The 14,750-nt window shown below is 69.4% G+C and carries 14 protein-coding genes and 1 pseudogene; 8 read left to right on the forward strand and 7 right to left on the reverse strand.

Translation table 11 applies throughout. The annotated features are described in order from the left end of the window. Positions 1–34: 34 nt before the first annotated feature. Both AB0H86_RS39300 and AB0H86_RS39305 read right to left on the reverse strand, forming a co-directional pair. Complete coding sequence (locus AB0H86_RS39300; RefSeq protein ID WP_362450095.1) at positions 35–1,192, reverse strand: acyl-CoA dehydrogenase family protein; 1,158 nt, start codon at positions 1,190–1,192, stop codon at positions 35–37. Between the two features lie 206 nt (positions 1,193–1,398). Then, the gene (locus tag AB0H86_RS39305) at positions 1,399–1,998 is read right to left on the reverse strand and encodes a TetR/AcrR family transcriptional regulator (protein WP_362450097.1); all 600 of its coding nucleotides are present in this window, start codon (positions 1,996–1,998) and stop codon (positions 1,399–1,401) included. Positions 1,999–2,083: 85 nt separating this feature from the next. Between AB0H86_RS39305 and AB0H86_RS39310 the strand changes: the two genes are divergently transcribed. Genes AB0H86_RS39310 through AB0H86_RS39325 form a run of 4 tightly spaced genes read left to right on the forward strand, consistent with a single transcriptional unit; the run spans position 2,084 to position 7,921 of the window. Further along, positions 2,084–3,700, forward strand: coding sequence for a carboxyl transferase domain-containing protein (locus AB0H86_RS39310; protein ID WP_362450100.1), 1,617 nt, complete (start codon positions 2,084–2,086; stop codon positions 3,698–3,700). A gap of 29 nt (positions 3,701–3,729) precedes the next feature. After that, the gene (locus AB0H86_RS39315) at positions 3,730–5,799 is read left to right on the forward strand and encodes a biotin carboxylase N-terminal domain-containing protein (protein ID WP_362450215.1); all 2,070 of its coding nucleotides are present in this window, start codon (positions 3,730–3,732) and stop codon (positions 5,797–5,799) included. Then, the gene (locus AB0H86_RS39320) at positions 5,796–6,755 is read left to right on the forward strand and encodes a hydroxymethylglutaryl-CoA lyase (RefSeq protein WP_362450102.1); all 960 of its coding nucleotides are present in this window, start codon (positions 5,796–5,798) and stop codon (positions 6,753–6,755) included. Before AB0H86_RS39315 ends, AB0H86_RS39320 begins: the two co-directional genes overlap by 4 nt. A gap of 5 nt (positions 6,756–6,760) precedes the next feature. Then, the gene (locus tag AB0H86_RS39325; RefSeq protein WP_362450104.1) at positions 6,761–7,921 is read left to right on the forward strand and encodes an acyl-CoA dehydrogenase family protein; all 1,161 of its coding nucleotides are present in this window, start codon (positions 6,761–6,763) and stop codon (positions 7,919–7,921) included. Between the two features lie 89 nt (positions 7,922–8,010). Here the strand turns inward: AB0H86_RS39325 and AB0H86_RS39330 are convergent, their stop codons facing one another. Beyond that, positions 8,011–8,322 carry a hypothetical protein gene (locus AB0H86_RS39330; protein ID WP_362450106.1) on the reverse strand — a complete coding sequence of 104 codons (312 nt, stop codon included), beginning with the start codon at positions 8,320–8,322 and terminating at the stop codon, positions 8,011–8,013. 432 nt (positions 8,323–8,754) lie between these two features. Between AB0H86_RS39330 and AB0H86_RS39335 the strand changes: the two genes are divergently transcribed. Further along, positions 8,755–8,985, forward strand: coding sequence for a hypothetical protein (locus AB0H86_RS39335; RefSeq protein WP_362450108.1), 231 nt, complete (start codon positions 8,755–8,757; stop codon positions 8,983–8,985). 135 nt (positions 8,986–9,120) lie between these two features. Continuing rightward, positions 9,121–9,789 (forward strand): hypothetical protein, encoded by a 669-nt coding sequence (locus tag AB0H86_RS39340; protein WP_362450110.1) that lies wholly within the window; start codon positions 9,121–9,123, stop codon positions 9,787–9,789. 43 nt (positions 9,790–9,832) lie between these two features. Here the strand turns inward: AB0H86_RS39340 and AB0H86_RS39345 are convergent, their stop codons facing one another. From AB0H86_RS39345 to AB0H86_RS39360, 4 genes and pseudogenes are all read right to left on the reverse strand, one after another. Beyond that, positions 9,833–10,711, reverse strand: a complete 879-nt coding sequence (locus AB0H86_RS39345; protein ID WP_362450112.1) for a hypothetical protein — start codon at positions 10,709–10,711, stop codon at positions 9,833–9,835. 1,013 nt (positions 10,712–11,724) lie between these two features. Further along, positions 11,725–12,256, reverse strand: a pseudogene (locus tag AB0H86_RS39350) (site-specific integrase); the annotation flags it as partial. 502 nt (positions 12,257–12,758) lie between these two features. After that, on the reverse strand, positions 12,759–13,004 hold the full coding sequence (locus AB0H86_RS39355; protein ID WP_362450114.1) for a hypothetical protein: 246 nt from the start codon (positions 13,002–13,004) through the stop codon (positions 12,759–12,761). Further along, positions 12,992–13,243, reverse strand: coding sequence for a hypothetical protein (locus tag AB0H86_RS39360; RefSeq protein ID WP_362450217.1), 252 nt, complete (start codon positions 13,241–13,243; stop codon positions 12,992–12,994). The genes AB0H86_RS39355 and AB0H86_RS39360 overlap by 13 nt, the downstream gene beginning before the upstream one ends. A 246-nt stretch (positions 13,244–13,489) precedes the next feature. Here AB0H86_RS39360 and AB0H86_RS39365 point away from each other — a divergent pair, with 246 nt between their 5' ends. Beyond that, positions 13,490–14,236: an XRE family transcriptional regulator gene (locus AB0H86_RS39365; protein ID WP_362450117.1), complete on the forward strand. Its 747-nt coding sequence runs from the start codon at positions 13,490–13,492 to the stop codon at positions 14,234–14,236. Positions 14,237–14,238: 2 nt separating this feature from the next. Beyond that, on the forward strand, positions 14,239–14,709 hold the full coding sequence (locus AB0H86_RS39370) for an NUDIX domain-containing protein (RefSeq protein ID WP_362450119.1): 471 nt from the start codon (positions 14,239–14,241) through the stop codon (positions 14,707–14,709). Positions 14,710–14,750: the final 41 nt, after the last annotated feature.

Genomic DNA, 14,750 nt, shown 5'->3' on the forward strand with positions numbered 1-14,750 from the left:
GGGTCAGTTCTACCGGCAGGTAATTTCGCGTTCCTTACAGCCCCATGTCCTTAGCGATGATCGACTTCATGATCTCGCTGGTCCCGCCGTAGATGCGGTTGACGCGGTTGTCCGCGTACAGACGGGCGATCGGGTACTCGTTCATGAAGCCGTAGCCGCCGTGCAGCTGGAGGCAGCGGTCGATCACGCGGTGGGCGACCTCGGTGCAGAACAGCTTGGCGCTGGCGGCCTCGGCGGGGGTGAGCTCGTCCGCGTCGAGGGCTTCGAGCGCGCGGTCGACGACGGCCTCGGCGGCGTCCACCTCGGCCTGGCAGGCGGCCAGTTCGAACTTGGTGTTCTGGAAGGAGGCGACGGGCTTGCCGAAGACCGTGCGGTCCTGCACGTACTCCTTGGCGAACCGGACGGCGGCCTTGGCCTGGGCGTAGGCGCCGAAGGCTATGCCCCAGCGCTCGGAGGCCAGGTTGTGGCCGAGGTAGTAGAAGCCCTTGTTCTCATCACCGAGGAGGTCCTCGACGGGGACCTTGACGTCGACGAAGGCCAGCTCGGCGGTGTCGGAGGTCTTCAGACCGAGCTTGTCCAGCTTGCGGCCGATGGAGTAGCCCTCGGACTTGGTGTCCACGGCGAAGAGGGAGATGCCGAAGCGGCGGTCCTCGGCGGTGGACGGCGAGGTGCGGGCGCAGACGATCACGCGGTCGGCGTGGACGCCGCCGGTGATGAAGGTCTTGGAGCCGTTGAGGACGTAGTGCGTGCCGTCCTCGGAGAGCTTGGCGGTGGTCTTCATGCCCGCGAGGTCGGAGCCGGTGCCCGGCTCGGTCATCGCGAGGGCCCACATCTCCTCGCCGGAGACGAACTTCGGCAGGAAGCGCTTCTTCTGCTCGTCGGTGGCGAGCATCTTGATGTACGGCAGACCGAGCAGCACATGCACGCCGGAGCCGCCGAACTGGACGCCCGCGCGGGCGGTCTCCTCGTACATCACGGCTTCGAACTTGTACGAGTCGATGCCGGCGCCGCCGAACTCCTCGTCGACGCGGATGCCGAAGACGCCGAGCTCGGCGAGCTTGTAGTAGAAGTCGCGCGGCGCCTGGCCGGCGGCGAACCACTCGTCGTAGACGGGGACGACCTCGGCCTCGATGAAGGCCCGGAGGGTCTCCCGGAACGCCTCGTGATCCTCGTTGAACACCGTACGGCGCACCGCGCCACCGCCCTTCTTCGCGCCTGAACCGGCGCCGCTCTCGCGTACCTGGCTGCTCGCCGTCCGGGTGCCTCAATTGATGGCTGCGACCCATGGCTAAGCGCTTGCTCATGAACCGTACCGGCGAGTAAGCGACCGCGTCCACGTAACGCTCATCACGCCCGGGCCCGCTCCGGGCCCGCTCCAGGCCCGGCGGGCCCGGGGGCTCACTCCTGCCCGGCCGCCGCCGCCAGCGCACCGCGTGCCATGCGGTGCAGCAGATCGGCTGTGGTTCCCCGTCCGGGGAGGGTGCCGGCGCGGCCGAGGTGGGGGGTGGAGTTGAGCAGCCCGAACACGGAGTGCACCGCCGAGCGGGCCGCCGGTTCGCCCAGGTCAGGGTAGACCTCGCGGACGGCGCCGACCCACAGCTCGACGTACTGCCGCTGGAGCTGCCTGACGAGCTTGCGGTCGCTGTCGCGGAGGCGGTCCAGCTCGCGGTCGTGCAGGGTGATGAGCGGACGGTCGTCGAGCGCGAAGTCGATGTGCCCCTCGACAAGCGAGTCGAGGACCACCCCGGGAGTCACCCCGTCGGCCTCCTTCAACCGTTGCTTCGCCCCGGTCAGCAGCTGGCCACTGATGCCGACGAGCAGCTCGGCGAGCATCGCGTCCTTGCCGGGGAAGTGGCGGTACAGGCCGGGGCCGCTGATGCCGACCGCGGCGCCTATCTCGTCGACCCCGACGCCGTGGAAGCCGCGCTCGGCGAAGAGCCGGGCGGCCTCCTTGAGGATCTGCTCACGGCGGGTGGGGGCGTCGGTCCGGGTGCTCATGAAGACAATTCTAGACAGGGAGGTTAGCGGTCGTTAACCTGAAGGAAATGCGTTAACGCTCATTAACAATTGAGGGGACCGCAGGATGCACCAGGCACCGGAGCTTCAGAGCGCGGCAGATCCCGCGTCGGACGCCTGGCGGGCCAACGAAAAAGCCCACCACGCACTCGTCGAGGAGCTGCGCGGCAAGCTGGCCGCGGCCCGCCTCGGCGGCGGCGAGAAGGCCCGCGCCCGCCACACCGCGCGCGGGAAACTGCTCCCCCGCGACCGCGTCGACACCCTCCTCGACCCCGGCTCGCCCTTCCTGGAGCTGGCGCCCCTCGCCGCCGAGGGGATGTACGAGGGGCAGGCCCCGGCCGCCGGTGTCATCGCCGGGATCGGGCGGGTCAGCGGACGCGAGTGCGTGATCGTCGCCAATGACGCCACCGTCAAGGGCGGCACGTACTACCCGATGACGGTGAAGAAGCATCTGCGGGCCCAGGAGGTGGCCCTGGAGAACCGCCTCCCCTGCGTCTACCTCGTCGACTCCGGCGGGGCCTTCCTGCCCATGCAGGACGAGGTCTTCCCGGACCGTGAGCACTTCGGGCGGATCTTCTACAACCAGGCCCGGATGTCGGGGGCGGGGATCCCGCAGATCGCCGCGGTGCTCGGATCCTGCACGGCGGGCGGGGCGTATGTCCCGGCGATGAGCGACGAAGCCGTCATCGTCCGGAATCAGGGGACCATCTTCCTCGGCGGCCCCCCGCTGGTGAAGGCCGCCACCGGCGAGGTCGTCACCGCCGAGGAGCTCGGCGGCGGCGAGGTCCACGCGCGCGTGTCCGGCGTCACCGACCACCTCGCCGAGGACGACGCGCACGCCCTGCGGATCGTGCGGAACATCGCCGCCACCCTCCCCGCGCGCGGACCCCTCCCCTGGGAGGTCCGGCCCGCCGTCGAGCCGAAGGTGGACCCGTACGGGCTGTACGGCGCCGTGCCGGTCGACTCCCGCACCCCCTACGACGTACGCGAGATCATCGCGCGCGTGGTCGACGGCTCCCGTTTCGCCGAGTTCAAGGCCGAGTTCGGGCAGACCCTCGTCACCGGCTTCGCCCGGATCCACGGCCACCCGGTCGGGATCGTCGCGAACAACGGCATCCTGTTCTCCGAGTCCGCCCAGAAGGGCGCCCACTTCATCGAGTTGTGCGACCAGCGCGGCATCCCGCTGGTGTTCCTGCAGAACATCTCGGGCTTCATGGTCGGCAAGGACTACGAGGCCGGCGGCATCGCCAAGCACGGCGCCAAGATGGTCACGGCCGTCGCGTGCACACGCGTGCCCAAGCTGACCGTCGTCGTCGGCGGGTCGTACGGCGCGGGGAACTACTCCATGTGCGGCCGGGCCTACTCCCCGCGCTTCCTGTGGATGTGGCCGGGCGCCAAGATCTCGGTCATGGGCGGCGAGCAGGCCGCCTCCGTCCTAGCGACCGTCAAACGGGACCAGTCCCAGGCCCGCGGGGAGACCTGGCCCGCCGAGGAGGAAGAGGCCTTCAAGGCGCCGATCCGCGCGCAGTACGAGCGCCAGGGGAACGCCTACTACGCCACCGCCCGGCTGTGGGACGACGGGGTGGTGGACCCGCTCGACACCCGGCAGGTGCTGGGTCTGGCCCTGACCGCCTGTGCCAACGCGCCACTGGGCGACCCCCAGTTCGGCGTCTTCCGGATGTGAGGGACGTGCAGACGATGTTCGGCCAGACGATGTTCGACACGGTCCTCGTGGCCAACCGGGGCGAGATCGCCGTCCGCGTCATCCGCACCCTGCGGTCGATGGGGGTCCGCTCGGTGGCCGTCTTCTCCGACGCGGACGCCGACGCACGGCACGTCCGGGAGGCCGACACAGCCGTCCGGCTCGGTCCGGCGCCCGCCGCCGAGAGCTATCTCTCGGTCGAGCGGCTCCTGGCGGCGGCCGAGCGCACCGGCGCCCAGGCCGTCCACCCGGGATACGGCTTCCTCGCGGAGAACGCCGGCTTCGCGCGCGCGTGCGCCGACGCCGGGCTCGTGTTCATCGGGCCGCCGGCCGAGGCGATCGCCCTCATGGGCGACAAGATCCGCGCCAAGGAGACGGTGCGGGCGGCCGGAGTACCGGTGGTGCCCGGGTCGCGCGGCAGCCGGCTGACCGACGCCGAACTCGCCGACGCGGCCCGGGAGATCGGCCCGCCCGTCCTGCTCAAGCCCTCCGCCGGCGGGGGCGGCAAGGGCATGCGGCTGGTGCGCGACCCCGCCCTCCTCGCCGACGAGATCGCCGCCGCCCGCCGCGAGGCCCGCGCCTCCTTCGGGGACGACACGCTGCTCGTGGAACGGTGGGTCGACCGGCCCCGGCACATCGAGATCCAGGTCCTGGCCGACGGCCACGGCCACGTGATCCACCTCGGCGAGCGCGAGTGCTCCCTCCAGCGCCGCCACCAGAAGCTCATCGAGGAGGCGCCGTCCGTCCTCCTGGACGAGGAGACCCGGGCGGCGATGGGCGAGGCGGCGGTCCAGGCGGCCCGTTCGTGCGGGTACGCGGGCGCGGGCACGGTCGAGTTCATCGTGCCCGGCAGCGACCCGACGTCGTACTACTTCATGGAGATGAACACCCGCCTCCAGGTGGAACACCCGGTCACGGAACTGGTCACCGGCCTCGACCTGGTGGAGTGGCAACTGCGGGTCGCGGCGGGCGAGCGGCTGCCCTACCGGCAGGAGGACATCAGCCTCACCGGGCACGCGATCGAGGCCCGCCTGTGCGCCGAGACGGTGTCCGTCAAAGAGGGAGCGCGCGGGTTCCTCCCCTCCGGCGGCACGGTGCTCAGGCTCCACGAACCCCAGGGCGACGGCGTACGCACCGACTCCGGGCTCAGCGAGGGCACCGAGGTCGGCAGCCTGTACGACCCGATGCTGTCCAAGGTGATCGCGTACGGGCCGGACCGGGCGACCGCGCTCAGGAAGCTCCGGGCGGCCCTCGCGGGGACGGTCACGCTGGGCGTGCAGACGAACGCCGGGTTTCTGCGGCGACTGCTGGCGCATCCGGCGGTCGTGGCGGGCGAGTTGGACACGGGGCTGGTGGAGCGGGAGGTGGACGGGCTCGTACCGACCGATGTGCCGCAGGAGGTCTACGCGGCGGCGGCGCTGCTGCGCCAGGCCGCCCTCGCCCCCGCGCCGTTCGCCGGCACCGGCTCTCGGTCCGGCGCGTCCGGCTCAGGTTCCGGCTGGGTCGACCCGTTCTCGGTGCCGGACGGCTGGCGGCTGGGCGGCGCCCGGGCGTGGACGGAGCACCACCTGCGGATCGCGGGCCACGACCCGGTCACCGTCCGGGTACGCAACGCGCCGGACGGCGGCGTCGAGGTACTGCCCGACGGCGCGGAGACCCCCCTTCGGGCGGCCGGAAGCAGGCCCCCGGGCGCCGGACCGGAAGCCCCGTTCACCCTCCGCCTCGACGGCACTGTCCACACCTTCGCCGCCCTGCCGGACGGCACCTGGCTGGGACGCGACGGCGACTCCTGGCAGGTGCGCGACCACGACCCGGTCGCCGCGTCCCTCAACCGCGGGGCCCACGAGGGCGCCGACTCGCTCACCGCGCCCATGCCCGGCACGGTCACCGTCGTGAAGGTCGCCGTCGGCGACGAGGTGATCGCGGGTCAGAGTCTGCTGGTCGTCGAGGCGATGAAGATGGAGCACGTCATCTCCGCCCCGCACGCCGGCACGGTCGCCGAACTGGACGTCGTACCGGGCTCCACGGTCGCCATGGACCAGGTGCTCGCCGTGATCGCACCGCACGAGGAGGCGGAATGACTGCCCAGGGGCTCCCCATGGCCGTACCGGCGACGAACCTGCCCGCGCGCGTGCGCATCCACGAGGTCGGTGCCCGCGACGGCCTGCAGAACGAGAAGGCGACCGTCCCGACGGAGGTCAAGGCGGAGTTCGTCCGCCGGCTGGCCGACGCGGGGCTGACGACGATCGAGGCCACCAGCTTCGTGCACCCGAGATGGGTGCCCCAACTGGCCGACGCGGAGCAGCTGTTCCCGCTGGTCAGCAAGATCCCCGTGGCGCTTCCGGTGCTCGTGCCGAACGGCCGCGGCCTGGACCGGGCGCTCGCTCTCGGCGCCACCCGCGTGGCCGTCTTCGCCAGCGCGACCGAGTCCTTCGCCAAGGCCAACCTCAACCGGACGCTCGACGAGTCGCTGGCCGTGTTCGAGCCCGTCGTGGCCCGCGCCAAGGACGAGGGCGCCCATGTGCGCGGCTATGTCTCCATGTGCTTCGGCGACCCCTGGGAGGGGCCGGTCCCGGTCCACCAGGTCGTCCGCGTGTGCACGGCGCTGCGGGACATGGGCTGCGACGAGCTGAGCCTCGGCGACACGATCGGGGTCGCCACTCCGGGCCATGTCCTCGCCCTCCTCTCCGCGCTCAACGAGAAGGGCGTGCCGACCGACGTCATCGGCGTGCACTTCCACGACACCTACGGCCAGGCACTGGCCAACACCTATGCGGCCCTGCAGCACGGGGTCAGCACGGTCGACGCCTCCGCCGGAGGCCTCGGCGGCTGCCCGTACGCCAAGTCCGCCACCGGCAACCTCGCCACCGAAGACCTCGTGTGGATGCTGCGGGGGCTCGGCATCGACACCGGAGTCGACCTCGGCCGTCTCGTCGCCACAAGCCTGTGGATGGCCGACCGACTGGGCCGACCCAGCCCTTCCCGCACCGTCCGCGCCCTGTCCCACGAGGACTCCGAAAGCCGCAAGGAGCACTGACCGTCATGGACCACCGTCTCTCCCCCGAACTGGAAGAACTCCGCCGTACGGTCGAGGAGTTCGCGCACGACGTGGTGGCGCCGAAGATCGGCGACTTCTACGAGCGGCACGAGTTCCCGTACGAGATCGTCCGCGAGATGGGCCGCATGGGCCTGTTCGGGCTGCCGTTCCCGGAGGAGTACGGCGGCATGGGCGGCGACTACCTGGCTCTCGGTATCGTGCTGGAGGAACTGGCGCGGGTGGACTCCTCGGTGGCGATCACCCTGGAGGCGGGCGTCTCGCTGGGCGCGATGCCGGTCCATCTCTTCGGCACCGACGCCCAGAAACGGGAGTGGCTGCCCCGCCTGTGCTCGGGCGAGATGCTGGGCGCGTTCGGTCTGACCGAGCCGGACGGCGGCTCGGACGCGGGCGCGACGCGGACGACGGCCCGCATCGACCCGGAGACCGACGAATGGGTGATCAACGGCACCAAGTGCTTCATCACCAACTCGGGCACGGACATCACGGGCCTGGTCACCGTCACCGCGGTGACCGGCCGCAAGCCGGACGGCAGTCCGCGGATCTCCGCGATCATCGTGCCGTCGGGCACCCCCGGCTTCACGGTCGCCGCGCCCTACTCGAAGGTCGGCTGGAACGCCTCGGACACCCGCGAGTTGTCCTTCTCCGACGTACGGGTCCCCGCGGCGAACCTGCTGGGCGAGGAGGGCCGCGGCTACGCCCAGTTCCTGCGCATCCTGGACGAGGGCCGGATCGCCATCGCGGCGCTGGCGACCGGTCTGGCGCAGGGCTGTGTGGACGAGTCGCTGAAGTACGCGAAGGAACGCGAGGCCTTCGGCCGGCCGATCGGCGCCAACCAGGCCATCCAGTTCAAGCTCGCCGACATGGAGATGCGCGCCCACACCGCCCGCCTCGCCTGGCGTGACGCGGCCTCCCGCCTGGTGAGCGGCGACCCCTTCAAAAAGGAGGCCGCCCTCGCCAAACTCCACTCCTCCACCATCGCCGTCGACAACGCCCGCGACGCCACCCAGATCCACGGCGGCTACGGCTTCATGAACGAGTACCCGGTCGCCCGCATGTGGCGCGACTCCAAGATCCTGGAAATCGGCGAGGGTACTAGCGAGGTCCAGCGGATGCTGATCGCTCGGGAGTTGGGGCTGGCGGGGTGATGTGCGTCGTCGGCCCGTGCCCGCCGGGGGCAGGAGCGGGCCGGCAACTGCCGGGAAGTCGGCCGCCGAGTCTCCTCGGCCGCGCAGCCCTACCGCCCCAACCGCCGCCGCAGGCGCCGGATCCGGCGGTCGTCGCCGACCGCGTCCCGGAGCCGACGCCCGGTGCCGGCCTGGTACGCCGGGCCTTCCAGCCGCAGCAGGGAGCCGTCACGGACGACGGCGTACGCGACCGGGGTGTCCGCCTTCGGGAAGGTGACCGGGTGGCGTCCGGCCGGGAGCTTGAGGCGGGCGGGGAGGCGTAATCGTGCCGTTCCGTCGGCTCCGGGGGCCAGTTCGGCCGCGACCGTCAGGGTGGACACGGTGAGCTGGACGGGAAGCGGGGCGCCCCCCGCAGCGGCCATGTACGGCAGGGGCGACCACGGCCTCGTCCGCCACCGTCCTCGCGGCCACCGCGAGCAGCGGCGGTGACGGCGGCGACTACACAGCGACCGGCCTCTCGGCGTCCTCCGAGTGGGGCGTGGACACCAGCTCCGGCGCGTTCACCTGGTCCTACCCGATGACCGTCCCGCCCGTCCTCGGCGGCCTCCAGCCCACGGTCGGTCTGGGCTACAACTCTCAGTCGATCGACGGCCAGACGGCGACGACCAACAACCAGGGCTCGTGGATCGGCCAGGGCTTCAGCTACGAACCCGGCTACGTCGAGCGTCGCTACCAACCGTGCGCCGACGACGGACACGACGACACCTACGGTGACGAGTGCTGGGCATACGACAACGCCACGCTGGCCCTCGCGGGCGGCACCTCCGGCCAGCTCATCAAGGACGACACGACCGGTGAGTGGCAGCTCAGCTCCGACGAAAGACGGCGGTGGACCCGACACCGGTACCAGCTCGTTCACCTACGACGAGCTCGACCGCATGACCTCCGCCACGGTCAACGGCAACAAGACCTCGACCGTGTACGACGACCTGGGCCGCGCGGTCTCCACCTGGCAAGGCGAGTCCACGACGGGCACCCGGCTGTCAGTGACCCGGTACGACACGGCCGCCAAGGGGGAGCTGTAAGGCGTCTGTCGGCAGGTTCGGATATTCAGGCGTGCGGAATAGGAAGCCGCTTCAGCTCGGCTCAGCCGCGGTGTCGCGGGACGCATAGAGGGCCCGCACCCGCTGTCCTTCGGGCTACTGGGTAGCGTCGCCCTGGTGAATCTCAACCTCTTCAACGACGTGCCTGATGGCTTGACTCGACGAGCCCGATCGTTCGTCAGCGCGCACGGAATCAAGGTCGACGTCCGGTCCGTGGAGGGGCACCGGCAGTGGTGGCTTGAGCGAGACGTCCCGGCAGCAGTGATCGACCGCATGGCGGCCTACCAGGAGAGATGGGGCGGTCTGCTCCTGCCACCCGCATCGCAGTACGACGGAGGCCCCAAGTACCTCGATCCGGACTCGCCCGAATCAGACTCGGCAGGGTGGTGGTTCGAAGCCGGGATGCAACGAACCGCGGTCCCCTACTCATTCATGATCGGTCCGTCTGGTGAGTTCGGAATCCAGGCAGATGGGTGGGCGCCTCTCCACGCGTCCATCGAGGGCTGGGTGGAATCGCTCGCCCTGGCCCACCACGCTTCCATGTGGGCGAAGCAGGTAACCAAGCTCGTCGGCGATGGCTTCGATGGCATCGAGCTGGACGGCTACGAACCGGTGCGCGAGGTGATGGGCCTTGCAGACACCTGGTGGAGAGGTTCTGACTCTCTGGTGGCGCTCTTCTCCGGGGAGGCCGAGTCCCTCGGATTCCCCGGAGGCCGCATCGCGTTGATCTATTCGGGGCTTGATGAGTGGGGGCTGCGAGGCGGCGTCGAGGCAGACGGTAGCTGAGACCGCTTGGGAATGGCCAAGCCCTGGGTTGCTGTTTCGTGCGTCACGATCGGCGGGCCACCTCGGCTGCGTAGGCGGTCCTGACGGCTCCGGCCGCCCACCGTTCGGCGGCGAAGGCGCTGACTCCGAGGAGCCGTTGAAGGACTGCCGGGGGCATCTGGATGCAGAGGTCGAGCAGGGCGGCGCATCGTGCTGCTTCCGAGGGGAGTCCGATGTTGTGGAGTCGCCTCGTGAGACGTCGGTTGGTCAGCGGCTTTCCGGGGCGCTGGGTCGGAAAGAGCCAGGGTGCGTTCTGTTCGTTGGACATCACGATCTGCTCGTGGCTGCGGGCGATTTCGACGAGTTGGAGGACGAGTTCGTCCAGGGGCGGCGGGAGTCTCAGCGGGGTCTTGTGAGGTTGCAGGGCGACTCCGTTCTCGTCGTGGAGAACGTGTGCGGTGGTCAGTCGGCTGATCTTGGCGGCGGTCTGGCCGTAGAGAAGGACCATGAGTCCGGCGACGCGGTCCCTGGTTTCGAAGGAGTCGTCGTTGAGGAGCCGGCGCGCGATCATCCAGCGTTCGTCGGCGTCGAGAGGTCGGTAGAAGGTTCTCTGGGGCCGGTGGGGGATGCTGCTGCGAACGGCCCAGGCGACGAATGCGCGTGCGATGTAGGGGCCTTGGTGGTCCTCCGATGTGAGCCAGAGGTCGATGAGCGTTTGATCGCAGGTCTCCAAGGTCGCGTCGTGCTTCTTGAGCCAGGTCAGGAAGGTGACGGCCTTGCCTATCTGGCTCTGGGCGACGTCGACTGCCGCCGGTGAGATCGGTTTGCCTCGGGCCCGGCGCCGGATGCGGACGACGCGGTCCCAGCGGGCGAAGTCAGTGATAAGTCGGCGTTCTTCCGGATCGTCCAGAGCCGCGATCTTGAACTCGATCCACCGCTCCACTCTGGCCAGGTACTCATCACGGACGGGCAGGATGCCGGCCGAGACCAGGATGGAGCGAAGTAGTCGACGGACAGGTCCTTTGGGCCGGACATGCGGGCGTCGATGCAACGCCAGGTCAGAAGTGCGATCTGACGCTGGGTGCTGGTCCGAATGCCCGAGAGGGAGTAGGTCTGGAGAACGGTGACATTGAGGCAGATGGGGTTCGAGATCTGATCAATGAATCCGGAAATGCCCACGGCTGCCACACTTGCGATGCCACGACCCCCGGCACCAAGGACGGGGACTGGATTCCAGATCACCAGCCGCCGTCTAGTCTCGTCGCTCCCCCAATTCCTCAGACGGCGTATCCTCACTGTCTGCCCTGCGCTAGGCGGCAGGGTGGGGTCGTCTCACAACTTTCACCAGGAAGAGCAAGAAGGAATGGAAGCTAATAGCCCTGTGGTTGCATTCCTGGCAAAAATCGAGCACGGATGCCTGATCTTGCGGGATGCGGGAAGTGACGATGACGTCAGTGACTGGGACCCGGCGTCGAGCAGCTGGTATCGAGAGGGTAGTTCACTCATCTTCGGCGTTCAGGCCAGTGTCGACGGTCCTGTCGAATGCGAGGTATGGAAGTCGGCTCCGCCTGTGGTGCTTCCTGTGAAGCTCTTTGAGGTCTCGCTCCCGTGTCCGTCCGGGTGGCTCGTATTGCACGATCCGAACGAATACGCCCGAATGCAATTCACGGGATTCCGTGGCTCTGTGATCTGTTCGGTAATGGTGGATGATCCGCAATTTCCGTCAAAGGTTCAGATCTTGCTGAGGGGAGAAGGCAAGTAGCTTCTTGACGCTCGCAGGAACGGGCGAGGCTCTATTCGGGGGTCTCGCCCGTTCCTCGCATGCGGCGTGAGGGCGTCGTTCCGCTGGGGGATGTCGACCTTCCCGTGCCATTCCGAACTGCAAAGTTGAAGCCCCGCCAGGTGCGTCCTGACGGGGCTTCTGCATGGGGGTGACGGCAGTAGTTGACGGCAACGTCAGCGGACGATGGCTCCGCACAGTGCGTCGTCACAGGTCGGATCGTAGCCAGCAGGACCGTCGAGCGCCGTGCTGAGGGTGTCGATGGCGTCGCGCTGGAGGCGAAGCCGGACGTGGGCGTAGACGGTGGCGGTGACGCCGATGTGGGCGTGGCCGAGGAGTTCCTTGATGACGACGAGTTCGACGCCCTGCTCCAGAAGCAGAGTGGCGGTCGAATGGCGGAGGTCATGGAAGCGGATGCAGCGTAGGCCGGGCTTGCGGAGGAGCGTGTTGAAGGTGCGGGTGAGGTTGGTCGGGTCTATCGGTCTGCCCTCGGCAGTGGTGAATACGTGCCCGTTGTGCTGCCACGTCGAGCCTACGGCCCTCACGCTCGCGCTTCTGCTGCTCGTGGTGGAGCTTCAGCGACTGGACGCAGCGGGTGGGAAGGGCGATACGGCGCTCGGAGGCCCGCGTTTTGGTGGGCAGCGTGGTGAGTCCGCCGGTGCTGGTGCGCTGAAGAGTGCGGCGGATGGCGGCGGTGCCCGCGTCAAGGGCGTCCCGCTGACGCGGGCCGTTGCGCGCCGAGTGGTCGGTGACCGCCGCCCGCTCCTGTCTGCCGCCCCGCTGGCGACGGCCGCCGACCACTCGGCGCGCAGAGCCCGGGGAGCGTAAGCCGGACCAGCAATCGGAAGCCCCGGTCCGACCGCTCAGCAGCAGACTAGGCCGGGCACCTGAGAGGCCGCCGGCGGGCTCGCGCGGTCCCGAACGCCCATGCTTGCTGCCTGGCTGGGGGCCGTGACGATGGAGATAACTGGACTGATCCGGTGCGGGGTTGAGCGAGACACACGTGACGGGTGATCGGTCGGCGCGCCCGCCGTCGTGGCTGACTTTCTGTGGCAGAGGCCAGAACCCCCACAGTCATGAGCACGGCACGCACGTGAAGGCCCGTCCCTGCCGGGGCTGACGAGTGCGGGGGAGCCTCGATCGGCTGCGCCCGGCAGGGACGGGAGTCGGGCGGGTCAGCGCGGTGCGGCGCCTGGGCGAGCGAGGCGGGTCACGTCTGGCGCCAGGTCCGCCAGGGGCGGGTGATGATCTCCCGGTAGGTGTGGTGGGACGGGTTCTGGCCGCAGTGCCGCAGCACCCAGTCCTGCGGTCCGGCGAAGTCCTCGCTCGTCGGCGAGGTCTCTCCGTCCACCGCGCACTGCATCGCGTACAAGACCGGCTCCGCATCCGGCTCGCGGTCGGGCTGGAGAGTCCAGGTCTCGTAGCGCAGGACCGAGCGAGGGGTCACCGTCCCCACCTCCGATTGGCCACGGCCACCTTCGCGCTCAACTCCTCCGTCGGAGTCGGCGCACGTACGTCCTCGGGCGGCACGTCCCACTCCCGGCCACCGCGCGGTGGCCGAAGCTGCACGTACGGCCCCACATGCCCCATCACCACGCCCACCTTGCCGCTCCGCCGGTCGACCACCAGGGCGCCGACATCGGGCGAGACGGTGTGCCCGTCGGCATCAGGGGTGGGGACCGTCATCGTGACCACCCCGGCGAGGCGGCGCGCGACCGGGCGTCCAGTCGCAGGGCGGGAACACATGGGGTGGCGCTCTTTCGCACGGTGACGCTCCTCGGCGGCGTGGATACGTGCCCCTGGGCCCGTCGGTGCCGCAGGGTCGCCACCGATCCTCACGCCGGTCACCGGGACGAAGGAACCTCCACCAAACCCCACTTCGGGACGTCCCACACCATGTAGAACGTCCCTGGTGCCGTCCTGAGACGAAGAGGGAGACTCATGCCGAACGAGAGACTACGAGCCGTCATGGCGGCGGGAGGCTGGACGTACGCCGCACTCGCTCAGCAGGTCGAGGTCGACCCCAAGTCGGTCGAGCGCTGGGTGAACCTCGGGCGTATCCCACGTCGTGCCACCGCCCTCCAGGCGGCCAAGGCCCTGGGAGAAGACGTGCACGCACTCTGGCCGGCGCTCCGCCAGGCCCGCCCCGCCCGCGCCATCAGCCCCGAACTGGTGGCGCTCTACGAGCAGCGGGCCGACATCCCCGTCTCGATGTTCACCGACCTGATGGCCCAGGCCCGGGAACGGATCGACATCCTCGTCTACGCGGCCGTATTCCTCCACGAGGCTTACCCGCGGCTGAACGAACTCCTCACCGAACGTGCCGCCGAAGGCTGCACCGTCCGCATCGCGATCGGGGACCCCGACAGCGACAGCGTCCAAGCCCGCGGCAAGGAGGAGCGGTTCGGCCACGGCATCGAATCCCGCTGCCGCCTCGCACTCATGCACTACAGGCCGCTCACCGGCACCCCCGGCATCGAAGTCCGCACCCACGAAACCACGCTCTACAACTCCCTCTACCGCGCCGACGACCAGCAACTCGTCAACGCACACGTCTGGGGCGTCAACGCCTACGCCGCCCCCGTGTGGCATCTTCGTCGACACGAGACAGGCGGCATGTTCGATACCTACGCCGAGAGCTTCGACGCGGTGTGGGCGACGGCGACGCCCGTACGAGAGGAAGGCTGACCGTGGCCCGCACCGAGTACTACGACGACCCAGCCGCACCCAAGCCGAACAGCATGGTCGTCGCCGCATCCGCCGTCGTCACCGACGATCACGGGCGCATCCTCCTCCAGCGCCGCCGCGACAACGACCTATGGGCCCTGCCCGGAGGCGGCATGGACCTCACCGACTCCCTGCCAGGCACAGCCGTCCGTGAGGTCAAGGAAGAGACCGGCCTCGACGTAGAGATCACCGGCCTGGTCGGCACCTACACCGACCCGAAACACATCATCGCCTACACCGACGGCGAGGTCCGCCGCCAGTTCAACGTCTGCTTCACCGCCCGCATCACCAGCGGCCAACTGGCAATCTCCGACGAGTCCAGCGAACTCCGGTTCGTACCACCGGAAGAGATCGAGCAGTTGCCGATGCACCACACCCAACGGCTCAGGCTCCAGCACTTCTTGGAACACCGTGAGGAGCCGTACCTGGGCTGAACCGGCTGACGGCAGTAGCTGACGGCAACAACCCCGCACAA

This window comes from Streptomyces sp. NPDC050997 (genome assembly GCF_040660135.1).
Lineage (GTDB): Bacteria > Actinomycetota > Actinomycetes > Streptomycetales > Streptomycetaceae > Streptomyces.